General features: G+C 65.1%; 15 protein-coding genes. 9 read left to right on the top strand and 6 right to left on the bottom strand.

Annotated elements, in window-relative coordinates:
• Positions 1-44 precede the first annotated feature (44 nt).
• Together AC56KZ_RS05330 and sbcB are read left to right on the top strand one after the other, a co-directional pair.
• Positions 45-1010, top strand: coding sequence for a GGDEF domain-containing protein (locus AC56KZ_RS05330; RefSeq protein WP_497161076.1), 966 nt, complete (start codon positions 45-47; stop codon positions 1008-1010).
• A 108-nt stretch (positions 1011-1118) separates the two neighbouring features.
• Positions 1119-2567, top strand: coding sequence for an exodeoxyribonuclease I (sbcB, locus tag AC56KZ_RS05335; RefSeq protein WP_497161077.1), 1449 nt, complete (start codon positions 1119-1121; stop codon positions 2565-2567).
• 3 nt (positions 2568-2570) lie between these two features.
• Here sbcB and pyrF read toward each other — a convergent pair whose 3' ends face one another.
• Positions 2571-3395, bottom strand: a complete 825-nt coding sequence (gene pyrF, locus AC56KZ_RS05340) for an orotidine-5'-phosphate decarboxylase (protein WP_497161078.1) — start codon at positions 3393-3395, stop codon at positions 2571-2573.
• Positions 3396-3555: 160 nt separating this feature from the next.
• Between pyrF and AC56KZ_RS05345 the strand changes: the two genes are divergently transcribed.
• The 7 genes from AC56KZ_RS05345 (at position 3556) to AC56KZ_RS05375 (ending at position 8588) form a co-directional block, all read left to right on the top strand.
• Positions 3556-4167: a LemA family protein gene (locus AC56KZ_RS05345; protein ID WP_497161079.1), complete on the top strand. Its 612-nt coding sequence runs from the start codon at positions 3556-3558 to the stop codon at positions 4165-4167.
• Between the two features lie 4 nt (positions 4168-4171).
• A complete protein-coding gene (locus tag AC56KZ_RS05350) occupies positions 4172-4990 on the top strand; it encodes a TPM domain-containing protein (protein ID WP_497161080.1) in 819 nt (272 codons plus the stop codon).
• Complete coding sequence (locus AC56KZ_RS05355; protein ID WP_497161081.1) at positions 4990-5508, top strand: TPM domain-containing protein; 519 nt, start codon at positions 4990-4992, stop codon at positions 5506-5508. The genes AC56KZ_RS05350 and AC56KZ_RS05355 overlap by 1 nt, the downstream gene beginning before the upstream one ends.
• Before the next feature lie 69 nt (positions 5509-5577).
• Positions 5578-6351: an SDR family NAD(P)-dependent oxidoreductase gene (locus AC56KZ_RS05360; protein ID WP_497161082.1), complete on the top strand. Its 774-nt coding sequence runs from the start codon at positions 5578-5580 to the stop codon at positions 6349-6351.
• A gap of 525 nt (positions 6352-6876) precedes the next feature.
• Positions 6877-7188 (top strand): hypothetical protein, encoded by a 312-nt coding sequence (locus tag AC56KZ_RS05365; protein WP_497161083.1) that lies wholly within the window; start codon positions 6877-6879, stop codon positions 7186-7188.
• 80 nt (positions 7189-7268) lie between these two features.
• Positions 7269-7667, top strand: coding sequence for a VanZ family protein (locus AC56KZ_RS05370; RefSeq protein ID WP_497161084.1), 399 nt, complete (start codon positions 7269-7271; stop codon positions 7665-7667).
• A 201-nt stretch (positions 7668-7868) separates the two neighbouring features.
• Positions 7869-8588 carry a hypothetical protein gene (locus tag AC56KZ_RS05375; RefSeq protein WP_497161085.1) on the top strand — a complete coding sequence of 240 codons (720 nt, stop codon included), beginning with the start codon at positions 7869-7871 and terminating at the stop codon, positions 8586-8588.
• 50 nt (positions 8589-8638) lie between these two features.
• On the opposite strand, the gene AC56KZ_RS05380 is transcribed toward AC56KZ_RS05375, so the two are convergent.
• The 5 genes from AC56KZ_RS05380 to AC56KZ_RS05400 form a co-directional block, all read right to left on the bottom strand.
• Positions 8639-10441, bottom strand: a complete 1803-nt coding sequence (locus AC56KZ_RS05380; protein WP_497161086.1) for a glycoside hydrolase family 2 protein — start codon at positions 10439-10441, stop codon at positions 8639-8641.
• Positions 10442-10450: 9 nt separating this feature from the next.
• Positions 10451-11524 carry a galactokinase gene (gene galK / locus AC56KZ_RS05385; RefSeq protein WP_497161087.1) on the bottom strand — a complete coding sequence of 358 codons (1074 nt, stop codon included), beginning with the start codon at positions 11522-11524 and terminating at the stop codon, positions 10451-10453.
• Positions 11524-12615 (bottom strand): M24 family metallopeptidase, encoded by a 1092-nt coding sequence (locus AC56KZ_RS05390; RefSeq protein WP_497161088.1) that lies wholly within the window; start codon positions 12613-12615, stop codon positions 11524-11526. The genes galK and AC56KZ_RS05390 overlap by 1 nt, the downstream gene beginning before the upstream one ends.
• Positions 12612-13706 (bottom strand): galactose-1-phosphate uridylyltransferase, encoded by a 1095-nt coding sequence (galT, locus tag AC56KZ_RS05395; protein WP_497161089.1) that lies wholly within the window; start codon positions 13704-13706, stop codon positions 12612-12614. Before galT ends, AC56KZ_RS05390 begins: the two co-directional genes overlap by 4 nt.
• A gap of 334 nt (positions 13707-14040) precedes the next feature.
• Positions 14041-15564 (bottom strand): dipeptidase, encoded by a 1524-nt coding sequence (locus AC56KZ_RS05400; RefSeq protein WP_497161090.1) that lies wholly within the window; start codon positions 15562-15564, stop codon positions 14041-14043.
• Positions 15565-15602: the final 38 nt, after the last annotated feature.

The following is a 15602-nucleotide window of genomic DNA, read 5'->3' on the forward strand; positions in this document are numbered from 1 at the left end:
TTTTCGTATTACACTGCTTCAGCCATCATGCGGAGGAAGTCGTTTTGAGAGTTACCGGTATTTTTTGTGATTCGGGCTACACGGTCGAGAACCTGGAGCTGTTTCGCGGTGCGGATATGGCCGAGGCCGCCCGCGCGATCGCGGATTGCAAGGTGGTGCAACTGAGCGCGGGCGAAAGCATCGAAGACGCCGTGCGTGCGCGGCTCTACATCGTGCTGTCGGGCATGCTGGAAGTCGAGACCGATGTCCATCCCGGCGCCTCGGATGGCAGCGTCACGCGCATCGTGCCGGGCGAAAGCGTCGGCGAGCAATCGGTGCTGGACGACGCCGCCAACCTCGACGCCGTGCGCGCGGTGGAGGACACGCGCCTGCTGGTGATCGAGTCCGCCTTGGCCTGGGAACTGATCGACCAGTCGAACGTGGTGGCGCGCAACCTGCTGCGCCTGCTGTCCTTCCGGATCCGGGCCGCGAATGCCCTGCTGCGACGACGCCAGAAGCTGGGCGAGTTCTACCGCCAGCTGTCGCTGAACGACACGCTTACCGGACTGTACAACCGCACCTGGCTGGCCGACATGCTGCCGAAACTCGTCACGCGTGCCCGCACCCAGGGCAGCCCGCTGGCCCTGCTGATGGTTGACCTCGACAATTTCAAGAAGTTCAACGACACCCACGGCCACCTGGTCGGGGATGCGGCCCTGTGCGCCGCGGCCAACGTCATCCGCGACGGCTTGCGCCCGTCGGATTTTGCGGTGCGCTACGGCGGCGAGGAATTGATGGCGGTGCTGCCGGAAACGAGCGTCGAGCTGGCCCACATGGTGGCCGACCGCCTGTGCCAGCAAATGCGCGAAGCCGTGCTGTTTTCCGACATGCGCGTGCCGATGCCACACCTGACCGCCTGTTTCGGCGTCGCGGTGCTGGGTCCCGACGGGGATGAATTGAGCCTGATCGAGGCGGCCGACGCCGCCCTGTATCGGGCCAAGGATGCCGGGCGCAATTGCGTCAGTGCCTGAGCCGACGGCAAGCCCGGGGTGCTTAAAGATCGCCGGCATGCGGGCGCCGATTGACGGATCCCTGTACTGCCCCGACAATCGCCGCAGGCACCAATAACCGAACAAGCGATGAGCACCCATACCTTCCTCTGGCACGACTATGAAACCTTCGGCGCGCAACCGCGCCGAGACCGTCCGGCGCAGTTCGCCGCCATCCGCACCGATGCCGACCTGAACGAGATCGGCGAGCCGCTCATGCTGTTCTGCCAGCCGGCCAACGACTACCTGCCCGACCCGCAATCCTGCCTGATCACCGGCATCACGCCCCAGCAATGCCTGGAACAGGGCGTACCCGAGCACGAGTTCGCGCGCCAGGTCGAAGCCGTCTTCGCACAGCCGGACACCATCGGCGTCGGCTACAACACGATCCGCTTCGACGACGAGGTGACGCGTTTCCTGTTCTGGCGCAACCTGCTCGACCCGTATGCGCGCGAGTGGCAGAACAATTGCGGCCGCTGGGACTTGCTCGACGTCGTGCGCATGACCTACGCGCTGCGCCCGGAAGGCATCGAGTGGCCGCGCCACCCGGACGGCCGTCCGAGTTTTCGCCTCGAGGACCTGGCCAGCGCGAATGGCCTGGCGCACGACAGCGCCCACGACGCGCTGTCGGACGTGCGCGCGACGATCGCGCTAGCGCGCCTGATCCGCAAGGCGCAGCCACGCCTGTTCGAGTTTTGCCTCGAGCTACGCCGCAAGGACAAGGTCGCCAGCGAAATGGGCCTGCATCTCGACCCGGCCCAGCGCCAGCCTTTCCTGCATGTGTCGGGCATGTTCCCGGCCGAACAGGGCTGCCTCGGCCTGGTATGGCCGCTGGCCCAGCATCCGACCAACAAGAATGAAGTCCTGGTGTGGGACTGCCGTCATGATCCGTCGGAACTGTTCGGGATGGATGTCGAGACCATCCGCTTGCGCATGTTTACGCGCAGCGCCGACTTGCCGGAGGGCGTGACGCGCCTGCCGATCAAGAGCGTGCACCTGAACAAGTCGCCGATGCTGGTCGCCAACCTGAAGACCTTGAGTGCGCCGATGGCGCAGCGCTGGGGCATCGACCTCGAGCAGGGGCGCGCGCACGCCGTGCTGGCGGCAGGTGGACCGGACATGGCGGCGACCTGGGCCCAGGTGTTCCAGAAACCGGCGGCCGCGAGCGAATTCGACGTCGATGAAGATTTATATGGCGGCTTTGTCGGCAAGGACGACCGCCGCAAGCTCGACGCCCTGCGCATGCAGACGCCGGCCCAGCTGGCGAGCGGCCGCCCTTCCTTCGAGGATGGACGCCTGGCCGAACTCCTGTTCCGCTATCGCGCACGCAATTTCCCGCAGACGCTGAGCCCGGAAGAAATGGCTACGTGGGAAGAGCACCGGGCGGCCAGGCTGTTCGACGGCGCCGGCGGCGCACGCACGGTGGACCAGCTGTTTGGCGAAATCGATGCGCTGTCGGAGACGGCCGACGAGCGCGCCGAGGAGATCCTGGGGGCGCTGTACGACTATGTGGAAGCGATTGCGCCGAGCAGGTATTGAGGCTCAGGCCCCACGATACCGGTTGATGTCGTCGCGCGTCTCGCGCGCCACCCTCCTCGCCGCCGCCGCGAAATCTTCCCCCTCCTGCGGCGCCGCATACAAAATCGCCCGCGAGGAATTGATCATCATCCCGGTGCCGCTGCTGGTCCGTCCGGCGCGCACGGTCGCTTCGACGTCGCCGCCCTGGGCGCCGATACCCGGCACCAGCAGCGGCATGTCGCCGATGATCCTGCGTACCTGCGCCAGTTCTTCCGGGAATGTCGCGCCCACCACCAGCGCGCACTGTCCGTTGCGGTTCCATTCTTCGGCCACCAGGCGCGCCACGTGCTGGTACAGCGGCTGCCCGCCGACATCCAGGAACTGCAGGTCCGAGCCACCCGGATTCGAGGTGCGGCACAGCACGATCACGCCCCGGTCCGGCCATGCCAGGTAGGGCTCGACCGAATCGAAACCCATGTAGGGATTGACCGTCACCGCATCCGCCCCGTAGCGGTCGAAGGCTTCGCGCGCGTACTGGTGGGCGGTGGCGCCGATGTCGCCGCGCTTGGCGTCGAGGATCAGCGGGATGTGCGGGTAGGCGTCGCGCAGGTAGCGGCAAATCTTCTCGAGCTGGGCTTCGGCGCCGAGCGCGGAGAAATAGGCGATCTGCGGCTTGAAGGCGCAGGCCAGGTCGGCCGTGGCGTCGATGATGGCCTTGCAGAAGCGGACAATCCCGTCCGGTGCATCGGCCAGGCCCATGGGAAAGCGCGCCGGGTCCGGGTCGAGCCCGACGCACAGCAGCGAATCGTTGCGCGCCCAGGCCGCGGAGAGTTTAGTCATGAAATTCACGTGGCGCCCCTTGTAACAGTGTCATTGCAAACCCCATATTGTACCCGCCGGCCACGGGGCTCGGCCTTGCATGGCCTGCGGCGAGCACGAGCGTGCGACCCGCGATGTTATCCTGAGGTATATTTTAACTATTCGACAACTCGCAATGGACAAGTACACCATGACCTCATCCCTCTTCTCGCGCTGGGCCCGCCTGCTGGCGGCCGCAATGCTGGCAAGCTCGCTGCTCTCGGGCTGCGGCTACAACGATTTCCAGGTCAAGGATGAAGCGACCAAGGCCGCCTGGGGCGAAGTGGTCAACCAGTACCAGCGCCGCGCCGACCTGATCCCCAACCTGGTCAATACCGTCAAGGGCTATGCCTCGCACGAACGCGAGACCCTGGAAGCGGTGACCCGTGCGCGCGCCGCCGCGACGAGCTTCCAGATCACCCCGGAAGTGCTGAACAATCCGGAAGCGTTCAAGAAGTTCCAGCAGGTGCAGGGAGAACTGTCGAGCGCGCTGTCGCGCCTGATGGCGGTCTCCGAGGCCTATCCGAACCTGAAGGCCGACACCAGCTTCCGCGACCTGCAATCCCAGCTCGAAGGCACCGAGAACCGCATCACGGTCGCACGCCAGCGCTATATCGCGTCGGTGCAGGACTATAACGTCCAGGTGCGCAAGTTCCCGACCAACCTCACCGCGATGATGTTCGGCTACGAGGCAAGGCCGTCGTTCACGGTGGAGAACGAAAAAGCGATCTCGACCGCACCGTCGGTCAACTTCGGCAAATAAGCAGATGAGCGTGCTGCGTACTTTATGGGCCGTGATCCTGGTCAGCCTGCTTGCCGGCCCGGCCCAGGCCCAGCTGAAAGCCGTGCCGGCGCTCACAGCCCGCGTCACCGACAGCGCCGGCATGCTGGACGCCAACCAGCGCGCGCGCCTGGAAGCGGTGCTCGCCGAACACGAAGCAAAGAGCGGCAACCAGATCGCAGTGCTGCTCGTCAAGTCGACCGAGCCGGAAGCGATCGAGCAATACGGCATTCGCGTCGTCGAAGCCTGGAAGCTCGGCCGTAAAGGCATCGACGACGGCGTCCTGCTGCTGGTTGCGCGCGATAACCCGAGCGCGCTCAGGCGCTTGCGCATCGAAGCGGGTCGTGGCGTGCAGGGCGTGCTGACGGATGCCCAATCGAAGCGCATCCTGCAAGACGTGATCGCACCGCATTTTCGTCAAAACCATTACTACGAGGGCCTGGTCGCAGGTGTGGGAGCGATCTCCACCGTGCTGAACCGGGAACGATTTCCCGAAGTGGCGCGGCAGGAAGTAGCGCCTGCGGGACAAAACGAACAAGGAGGCGGGATCGGTATGTTTGGTATCTTGGCACTGGTATTTGGTTTCATGCTGTTGCGGTCGATGTTCAAGCCGCGCCGTCCGCGCCTGTCGCGTGGCGGCTGGGGCAGCGGCGCATCGGGCTTCATCCTCGGCAGCGTGCTGTCGAATGCGGGACGCGGCGGCTTCGGCGGCTTTTCAGGCGGTGGCGGCGGATTCGGCGGCGGCGGTGGTTTCGGCGGTGGCGGCGGCAGCTTTGACGGCGGCGGCGCCTCGGGAGACTGGTAATGGAACATCCATCGTTTGGACAACGCCTGGGCCGCGTGATGCGCCACTGGCGCAGCTCGAAGGCCGACGCGCAGCGCGCCTTCCCTGAAGCCAGCCTGGCCGCAGTTGCGCAGGCAATCGCCGCCGGCGAGCAGACCCATCGGGGCGAAGTGCGCTTCATCGTCGAAGCGGCCCTGCCCACCGACGAGGCCTGGGACGGCATCAGCAACCGCGAGCGCGCCCTCGCCCTGTTCGCCGACTACGGCGTGTGGGACACCGAAGACAATTGCGGCGTACTCATCTACGTGAACCTGGCCGAGCACAAGGTCGACATCGTGGCCGACCGTGGCATCGACCGCAAGATCGACAGCGCCACCTGGCAGGCGGTGTGCCGCACCATGACCGATGGCTTCAAGCAGGGCAATTATCACGACGCCACGCTGGCCGCGATCGAACAGGTCAATGCGCTGCTGCGCCAGCATTTCCCGGCCAACGGCGCGCGTCCCAACGAGCTGCCGGACCGGCCGGTCATGCTCTAGCTGACGCCGGGGCGCAGGAAGCCGGGTGCCGCTACAATGCGGCATTCCGTTATCCTTGAAAGTCCCGCCATGAAACTCGCCAACAAGATCGCCCTCGTCACTGGCGCCAGCCAGGGCATCGGCCTGGCCTGTGCCCAGCGCTTCGTGCGCGAAGGCGCGCGTGTGATGCTGGCCGACGTGCGGCCTGAAGGCGCGGCCGCTGCCGCAGCGCTCGGCGACGACGCCCGCTTCTTTTGCGCAGACGTCAGCCAGAAGTCCGATGTCGACGCGCTGATCGAAGCGACCCTGGCCGCCTTCGGCCGCATCGATATCCTCATCAATAACGCGGGCGTCACGCATGCCGCCGACTTCCTGGACCTGACCGAGGAAGATTTCGACCGCGTACTGCGCATCAACCTGAAATCGATGTTCCTGTGCAGCCAGGCAGCGGCGCGCGACATGGTCAAGCGTCAGAACGGCTGCATCATCAACATGTCGAGCGTGAACGCCGAGCTGGTGATTCCGAACCAGGTGCCGTATGTGATTTCCAAGGGCGGCGTCAACCAGTTGACCCGGGTAGCGGCGATCAGCCTGGCGCAGCGAGGCATCCGCGTCAACGCCATCGGACCGGGCACGATCTTGACGGAACTGGCAAAACAGGCCGTGCTGTCGAGCCCGGAGGCACGCCACACGATCCTGTCGCGCACGCCGCTCGGACGCTGCGGCGAACCGGAAGAAATTGCCGCCATCGCCGCCTTCCTGGCCAGCGACGACGCCTCGTACATCACGGGCCAGACCTTGTACGCCGATGGCGGACGCATGCCGCTGAACTACACAGTTCCCGTGCTGGAACAAGCCGGGTAAGCGCCGCAGCTATTCACGCCATGCATGTCTGGTATCTGATTTAACAATTAGACAAATGTTTGGCGGCGCAACATACTTGCACCTGTCTCCACTATTCTCCTCCAAGAAAATAGTTTCAAGCCCGCTCTTCAGCGGGCTTTTTTTTTGCCTAATTACGGCGAACATCTTCCCTCATGTCAGACCATCCACCGTGGGCATCGTTCGGCAATGCGTGTGCAGGCTTGCGCTACGTCATGTCCGCGTAATAATCGAACCTTATACTGGGTTTCATCTGCAGTACACGCAACCGATATGCGTGATTGCAGACAGGTGTGCAACGCTTTCGCGCTGCACACCCACCGATCAAGTGTCTCTTGGCCCGGTCTTGGGTTGTGCCCACCTTATTTCTGGTGGGCACTTTTTTTCGCGGGTCCATCTGATTAGCATAAAAACATCCGCCAGCCTTGCAGGCTGACGGGTTTTGACTATGATGAAGTTCGTGCCTCGCAAGCGAACGCAAACCAACCATGACAGGGAGTCGGACAGATGAATTTTCACGTTCCTGAAACACATACCCCGCAAGCTGGCGCCAGTCGCCGCCAGCATCACGATGTCGGCAGCCTGGTTCTCTCCGAGCTCAACCCGCTGGTCGTGGTCGATCACCTCGACGGCGAAGAGGTACCCTTGACCCTGCTGACCTTCGGGGCCGTCCGTGAACTCTGCCCCAAGTGCCAGCAAACCCATCTCAAGCTCGTGCTGCGCCAGACCTCGGTACGCATGGCCCACCTGTTTTGTGTCGAGTGCGAAAGCTGCTTCGACGCACGCTACTCCGACGGCGCCCCGGCGCTGACGATCTGAGTTCCCAGCGCAAGTCCGGCGGTGCTGTCGTGCGGCCAGCCGGCGTGGTATGGTTGCCGTTTTTTTCGCACTTGTCCGCCATGCCCTCATTATTTCGACTTGCCCTGCTCGACCCGCGCCTGAACAAGCTGCGCTTTGCAGCCGCGACCGCCATGTTTTTGTCGATTATCGTCACCGGGTCGATTCCGGGCGTGCGTGCCGGCGTCGGCCATTACGCATCCGGCCTGGTGCTGCATTCCCTGGCCTATGCCACCCTGGCCCTGCTCTGGTTCACCGCCAGCCGCGGCAACGCCGCCAGCCGCAGCCTGTCCGCCGTGCTGGCCGTCGCTGTCATGGGCGCCATCGACGAGCTGGTACAAAGCATGTTCCCCTTCCGCGGCGCCGACATCGGAGACTGGCTGGTCGACTGCAGCGCCGCCATCGTCACCTGCGCGGTCCTGTGGCTGGTGTTGCCGAAGACAGCGCTGCAACGCAGCTGAATTCTTTACAGTCAGGCGCCCGCTGCCAGGTTTCGGCCGCCGGGCTCCCTGACTGACGAGTTTCCCCTACCATCCCCTCGCTTGATCTGCCTCATGTCATACCCGAGTCAGCTGGAACGTCGCGCCCGTTCGCGCCTCTTACCTGAGTGGCAGACGACATCGTCACGCTTACCCACTGACAAATCAACAAAGGAGTCGATCATGAAACAACCACACCAGAGCGCAATCCTGGCCGGCTTGCTGGTCCTGGCGCTCGGCCTGTCGGGCTGCGCCGCCATGCGCGGCGGCAGCGATAGCGGCGCAGGAACCAGCGGCAGCTCGGCGAGCGGCGATACTGGCAGCGGTAGCGGTGGCATGTCGGGTACGAGCAGCGGCACCAGCACCAGCGGTTCAGGCGGCTGGGGCGGTGGCAGCGCGACCGGATCGGGCAGCTCGGGCAGCTCGGGCACGTCCGGTACCTCGGAAAGCTCCGCGACCTCCGGCACGTCCGGCGCCACCGGCCATGACCAGTGCGGCACGAGCGGCACTGCCGGCACCTCGGGCAGCTCGGGCACAACCAGCAGCATGGGTGAAGGCAGCGCTGCCGGCACCATGGCCGACACTGCCAGCGGCAGCGCCCAGGCAGGCAGCACGACCGCCGGCAGCGCCACCGCGGCCGGCGCCAGCCCGAACAGCACGGTGGTATCGGTTGAACGGGTCGCCCGCTCCAGCAGCGACATGAGCAGCGGCGCAACCGGTACCGGCGCCGTCGGCAGCAGCTCGGGAGGAACCACCGGCAGTTCGACAGCGGCGGACAGCGGGGTCTACCGCATCACGCTGCGCATGGACGATGGCAGCATGCAGGTCGTCAACCAGGAGACGACGCCGGACTTCCGCAGCGGGGACCGCGTCAACCTGAGCGGTGGAGCGATCCGGCGCTAGTGCGTGCGGCCGCGGCCGGGGCGAGTCCGGGCCGGCGCCAGGTGCGCCGGTCAGGTGGACATCGGCACGCCCCCTCCCTGGTTCGGCGGCGGCGACGACGAGTTGCGCGTTGCCGCCCAAATCACATCGAAGGGCAGCTTCGGCGTGCGGTCGGCATTGAGCAAACCGTTCGCTTCCTGGAAGGTGTCGGCGAACTGCGTGTAGCAAAAGCCCGCGAACATGAAGGTTTCGTTGACCACCTTCAACAGCCCGCTGTACAGGCAATGGAAGCTTTCCGCCGTGTTCGAGCGCGAATAGCCCCAGGTGCCGGTGTCCGGCGTTTCCTTGGTGTCGAAGGCGATGCCGCCGAACTCGGTCAGCACGATCGGCTGGCCGCGGTGCGGGAAGCCGTCCAGCGTCAGGATACGCCCGCCGGGACGCCGCTGATCGAAGAGTGTCCGCACCGGGTCGCTCACTTCGTAGCGCGCCTTGACCTTTTCCGGATCGCAGTCGTAGTCGTGGATGCCGAGGATGTCGGTGGCCGACGCTTCCCAGCCGTCATTGCCGATCACCGGGCGCGTCGCGTCCAGGGTGCGCGTCAGGTGGTACAGCGCTTCCACCGCGTTGCGATGCGCCTGCGTCAGCGTCAGGTTCGGCACGCCCCAGGATTCGTTGAAGGCGACCCAGACGATGATGCAGGGATGGCTGTAGTCGCGTTCGATCGCTTCGGTCCACTCACGCACCATGCGCGAGATCGCTTTCGGGCTGAAGCGGTAGGCCGAGGGCATTTCTTCCCAGACCAGCAGGCCCAGCTTGTCGGCCCAGTACAGGTAGCGCGGATCTTCGATCTTCTGGTGCTTGCGCACGCCGTTGAAGCCCATCAGCTTGGCCAGCTCGACGTCACGCCGCAGGTGCTCGTCGGACGGCGCGGTGAGGAAGGACTCGGGCCAGTAACCCTGGTCGAGCACGAGGCGCAACTGGTAAGGCCTCCCATTCAACATCAGGCGGTCGCGGTTGATGGCGAACGAGCGCAGCGCTGTGTACGAGCGGATGCGGTCGACAACCTTGTCGCCGCAGCGCAGCGTGACCTCGGCGTCGAGCAGGGTCGGACGCTCCGGGCTCCACAGCAGTTCGTTGCGTGAATCGTCTATGCCCGGATCCGACAGCGCGATCTTGCGGTTCGCTTCGCCGGCCAGCAGCTTGTAATGGTCGTCGGCCATCAAATGCTCGCCATGCCAGATCTTCACCTCGACGAACATGTCGTCGCGGATCGCGCCGCCGGCGAACACTTCGCAGCCGATCTCGAAGGTCTCGAAAATTGGGGTCCACTTCAGCTTGGCGATGAAGGTCTCTTCGACCTGTTCGACCCAGACGGTCTGCCAGATGCCGGTGGTGCGCGGATACCAGATCGAGTGGGGTTCCAGCAGCCAGTCCTGCTTGCCGCGCGGTTTGGCCAGGTCCATCGGGTCGTCCTCGACGAACAGGGTCACGACCTGCTTGCCGTCGGCCTTCATGGCCGAGGTGATGTCGGCCGAAAACGGCGTATGCCCGCCTTCGTGCTCGGCGACGAGCTGGCCGTTCACCCAGACGCGCGAATGATAGTCGACAGCGCCGAAGTGCAGGATGGTGCGGCCATCGGTGGGCATGACCGTGAACTCGCGTTCGTACCAGCAGAAGCGGTGAAAACCCGTGTCGCCGATGCCGGACATGGCCGTCTCGGGCGCGAACGGCACTTCGATTTCATGGGTCCATTCGGTGACGTCGCCGGGCAGCTTGAAGCGCATCGCGTCGTCGAAACAGAAGCGCCACTTGCCATTGAGGCTGATCCAGTTGTCGCGCACCAGTTGGGGACGGGGATATTCAAACTGACTCATATTTTCCTTTCAGTGTGTCGGTACGGGAATCAGGATGCGGCCTTCGCGTCCGTTCCGGTTGTATTCGGCGAGCGCCGCGGCCGCGGCGCGTTCGGCATGGCCGGCCTGGCACAGCGCCACGCAGGCGCCGCCAAAGCCGGCGCCGGTCAGGCGCGCGCCGACCACGCCTTCCTGCGCACGCAGCAAGGCGCACAGCTCGTCGAGCTCGGGGATCGATACTTCGTAATCGTCGCGCAGGCTGAAGTGCGACGCGTTCATCAGTTCACCGAAACGCTCGAGCGGCACGCCGCCGGCCGCTTCGAGTACCCGCAAATTTTCCTGTACCACATGGCGGGCGCGCTGTCGCAGCAGCTCCGGCAGCGTTTCGACGGAGGCCGGGTCCTTCACATCGCGCAGGGCTTTTACGCCCAGCTGGCGCGACGCTTCCTCGCACTCGGCGCGGCGCTCGTTGTACTTGCTGCCGGCCAGCTTGCGCGCAATGCCAGTGTCGATCACGATGATTTCGGCGCCCTCCGGCAGCGGCACCAGGCGGTGCTCGAGGGTGCGCGCATCGATGAACAGCATGTTCGATTCGTCGGCCAGGCTCGACGCCATCTGGTCCATGATGCCGCAGTTGACGCGGGCGTATTCGATCTCGGCGCGCTGCGCCAGGCGCGCCAGCTTGACGTCGTCGAGTTCGAAACCGAGCAGCCGGCGCAGCGCGCGCAGCGTCGCCACTTCCAGCGCCGCGCTCGAGGACAGGCCCGAGCCCACCGGCACGTCGGTCGAGACCCACACGCGCAGCGGCGGCACCTGCACGCCCTCGGCCTCGACCAGGCGGATGCAGCCTTCGATATAGCTGCCGAAGCCTGATGGCGCGCTGCCTTCGGGCGCGAAGCTGACGTTGGCGTCGAGCGTGCTCGAATAGAAAATGAAGTTGCCGTCGCCGCTGCGCGAGATCGCCACCGTGGTGCGCTGGGGCGTGGCCACCGGCAGCATGAAGCCGTCGTTGTAGTCGGTATGCTCGCCCAGCAGGTTCACGCGTCCCGGTGCGTCGGCGTGCACTTCGGGCGCACCGCCAAAGAAGGAATCGGTTGTCACCATCAGTTCATCTCCAGCCAAAGCGGCCGCTGTCGGCCCTGCACGGTCATGGCAGGCCACTGCGGGTCCAGGGTCAGGTTGTCCAGTCCCTGCGGGCCGAGGAGGAAGGTGTCCTCGACCTTCAGTCCCGCAAAGCTGGGGTTGAATGCGAATGCCATGCCGGTTTCCAGTTCGGTCGCGGTACTGGGCGTGGCGACGATCTCGCGCGCCAGGTAGCCGGTGATGCCGCCCTGGTGGTGTTCTTCCATCGCGCTTTGCTTGTCGGCGTGGTTGTACGCCGCGGCAAACGCGTGGTACACCGCCGACAGCGATTTGCCCGGCACGACAGCGGCCAGGCCGGTCGCCTCGACTTGCATGAGCGCGTCGGCCTCCTGCGGGGCGGGACCGGCAAAACTGACGAAGCGCGTCAGGTTGGCGTACAGGCCCTGGCGGCGCGCGCAGAACACCAGCATGGCGCGCGCGCCGATCCGTTCATGCGTCGGCGTCGGGTGCCGGTACAGGGGCAGGCGGCGCTCGCCGGCGGCCAGCACCAGCGCCGGATGGATGCCGCGCCGCCAGAGTTCCGCCGCGCCGGCCGCAGCCAGTTCGTATTCGGTCCATTCGGGACGGGCGCGGCGCAGGGTCGCCGTCATCGCTTCGGCTGCCTCGCGCCCGAGCTGGCGGTAGCGCAGCTGTTCCGATTCGAGCAGGACCAGGCGCCGCTGCCGCAGTCCGTTTGCCAGCAGTCGTTCGTCGCCGTGCGGATGGTCGGACAAGACCGCTCCCTCGCCGGCCACTCCGAGCACGTAACGCTCCCGCAATTCGGCTTCGGCCCAGGGTGAAACGTGGAAGGAAAAGCCGGCCGGGATTTCTTCCTCGCGCAGGCGCGCGGCCTCGATCTCGTCGGTCAGGATGGCCGCTTCGTCCTGCGTGACCAGCACTTCGGCCACGCCGGTGTCGCTCGTGTGCAGCACCGCGTTCGAGCCGCCGGCCGTGATCCAGGCGAACCAGTCGCTGCCGCGCAGGCGGATCGCCGCCGCGCCCTGGCTGGCAAGGGACTCGCGCAGCAGGGCCAGCTTCGATGCGACTTCGGCGGCGCGATCCGGATCGCTCATGCGCCCTGCTCCAGGGATACGTTTACGGCCTGCAGCTCGGCGGCCGTATTCTCGGGCAGCACGTCCATCGCAAACATGCCCGCGCCCAGCTCGGTGCCGGCCAGGTATTTCAGGCGGTCGCGCGAGCGGTAGGGCGGATAGAACTGCGCATGCAGCTGGGTTTCGGGATGCTCGGCGCCATCGGTCGGCGCCTGGTACCAGGCCATCAGGTAAGGGAAAGGACGGTCCCACATCTTCTCGTACTTGAGCAGTACGGTTTTCAGGGCCCGCGCCAGGCCGGCGCGCGCCTCCGGCGTCAGGGCGGCGAAATCCTTGCAGGGCGCCGTCGGCATCACCCAGACTTCATACGGATAGCGCGCGCAGGCCGGCACGAAGGCGATCGCATGCGCGTCCTGGTACAGCACGCGGCTGCCGTCGGCCGACTCGTTTTTCGCCATGTCGCACAGCAGGCTGGTGCCGTGCTGCAGGTAGTAGTCGCGCTCCTGCGCCAGCATGCGCTCTGGCACCTGGGGCACGAAGGGGTAGGCATAGATCTGCCCGTGCGGATGGTGCAGCGTCACGCCCACTTCCGCGCCGCGGTTTTCGAAAGGCAGCACGTACTGGATGTGTTCGGTAGCGCCGATGCGACGGGTGCGGTCGCCCCAGACCTGGAACAGCAATTCGATGCGCGACAGCGGCAGGTGCACCAGGGCCGTGGTCGGGTCCTGCGTGAACACGACCACTTCGCAGTGGCCGTTGGCCGGGGCGGTCGGCACCGTCAGGTGCGGCGGATTGTGCGAGCCCAGCGCCAGCGACGGGAAGCGGTTGTCGAACACCGCGACTTCATAGTCGCCCGGCGGCATCTCGGTCGGGAAAGCGGGATCTTTCGTCACTGCCAGCGGGTTGTACTCCGGCGGCGGCAGGAAGGTGCGGTTCTGGCGGAATCCGGCGTAGGTGACCCACTCGCCGCGCAGCGGATGCCAGCGCAGGTGCGGGTTGGCCTGCAGCGGATCGGGGAAAGGGCTGGGCGCCTCGATGCCATCCGGAATCGGCTGGTTGCTGTAAAGAGTAAGCTGTCTTCCGTCCGGCTTTGTCAGTTCTTTGCTGTACATGTCGTCTTTGAAAGGTCGGGCAGGTCACATACGCTCGCCGGGGCCAGGCCCCTGCGTTCGCGGCTAGGCAACGATCCTAACATGGGGGTTATCGTTACATTTTCCCCACAGAATGTATGTTTTTTCCAACAGTTAATGACTCAGCGGAGTGGCATCTCCACTGCATGGCTGGCAGCACGCCGCGCTCCTATGAAAAACGCGATAAAGCCGTGCTCGCCAGGTCAGCATTCGGTCGCAACGTAAGACATATCCTACCAAACTAATCGACGTTTTCGCCTAATTCGGCAAGCATTCCTCTGACAAACTCGACAGCGTGTTTTTTCACCGTCTTTTCTTACTTTGCCAGTTCCGCCAACACCGCCGTGTACATCTGAAGATTCAGCAACAGCTGCTTGAGGGTGATGAATTCGCGCTCGGAGTGTCCGGTATAGACCTTGCCGGGCATGGCCGGGCCGAAACTGACGGCGTTTGGGAACAGGCGCGAATTGGTGCCGCCGCCGATGGCGATCGGCTTCGGGTTTTTCACGCCGGTGAAATAGGAAAACACGTTCATCAGCACGGGCAGTTGCGGCGCATCCTTGCGCAGCCAGGGCTCGCCGGTGCGTACCGAGATGTTCGCCAGCGGCAGGTTGCGCCCCTGCCACTGCGCCAGCGCCGCGTTGACCTCGTTGGTGAACTGCTCGACGCTCTTGCCCTGCGGACGGCGCAAATTGATCGACACTTCGATGCCCTCCTCCTTCTGGCGGATCACCGTCGGCGCCAGGGTCATCGGACCCATGAAACTGTCGCGATAGGCAAGGCTGCCGAACTTGTCGCCGTACAGCCCGGTGCCAACCAGCTGATTCAGGTAATTGACGACGCCGCCGGCCGTCGTGTTCGGCCAGGGGCGCACGGCCAAGGCGTCGGCCAGCATCGCCACCGCGTTCACGCCGTCTTCGGGCTTCGAGGAATGCGCCGACACGCCGCGCGCGCGTACCAGCAAGTCAGTGCCCTTCCATTCGAATTCATAGCGCATGCCGTCCTGCTTCGCGCCGCGCGCGCGCACCTGCGCTTCGAGCGCCGGGTTGGCATTGGCGATGGTGGCGCTGGCGTCTTCGGGAATCTGGGTGCCGAAAAAGCCGCCGGCAAAAGCGGCGATGTGGGGTTCGCCCGCCGGCGGCAGTTCGGCGCCGGCCTTCGGCAGCGTCACGGCGATCGTGCCCGAGGCCTTTTCCGCAACTACCGCCGGGTACTCGGCATCGAGCGTGATGTTCATCTGCGGCGGCTGGTGGGTCTTCAGGAAGTCCACCAGCGGCTGCCAGTTCGATTCTTCGCCCATGTACACATACAGCTCGATGCGCTTGGACAGAGGCAGCTGCTGGTCTTTCAAGGCCTTCATCGCATACAGCGCGGTGGCGATCGGGCCCTTGTCGTCTTCGGCGCCGCGCGCCATCAGCTTGCCCGGCTCGCTCGTCTGGTCGAGGACAAAAGGCGATTTCTTCCACTTGCTCGGGTCTACCGGCTGGACGTCGCCGTGGGTGACGATGCCGACCCGTTCCGTCCCCTGCCCCATCCCGATGACCACTACCCAGCCGTGGTCGGTGAAATCGAAGCCGAGGCGCCCGGCCTCCGCCTTCAGCGCATTCTTGAAGCCGATATGCTGCGGGTCCTGGTCGGACGGCAGATCGGGCCTGGCCACGGTGTTGAAGCTGACCAGCTTCGCCAGCGTCTCGACGACCTTCGTGCGATAGGTGGTGACGGCGTACTTGGCCGCTTTCACGGCGGCGGGGCTGGGGACGGCGGCGGTGCTCGAGGGAGCGTCGGCGGCGGCGTGGGCGGCACAGGCCAGCAACAGGCCGGCGAGGATGGTTCGTTTCATGTTCTATGTAGTCTCCATTGCAGGGGCGCAACGAGTCT

Source organism: Telluria sp. LT2P34, assembly GCF_059685915.1.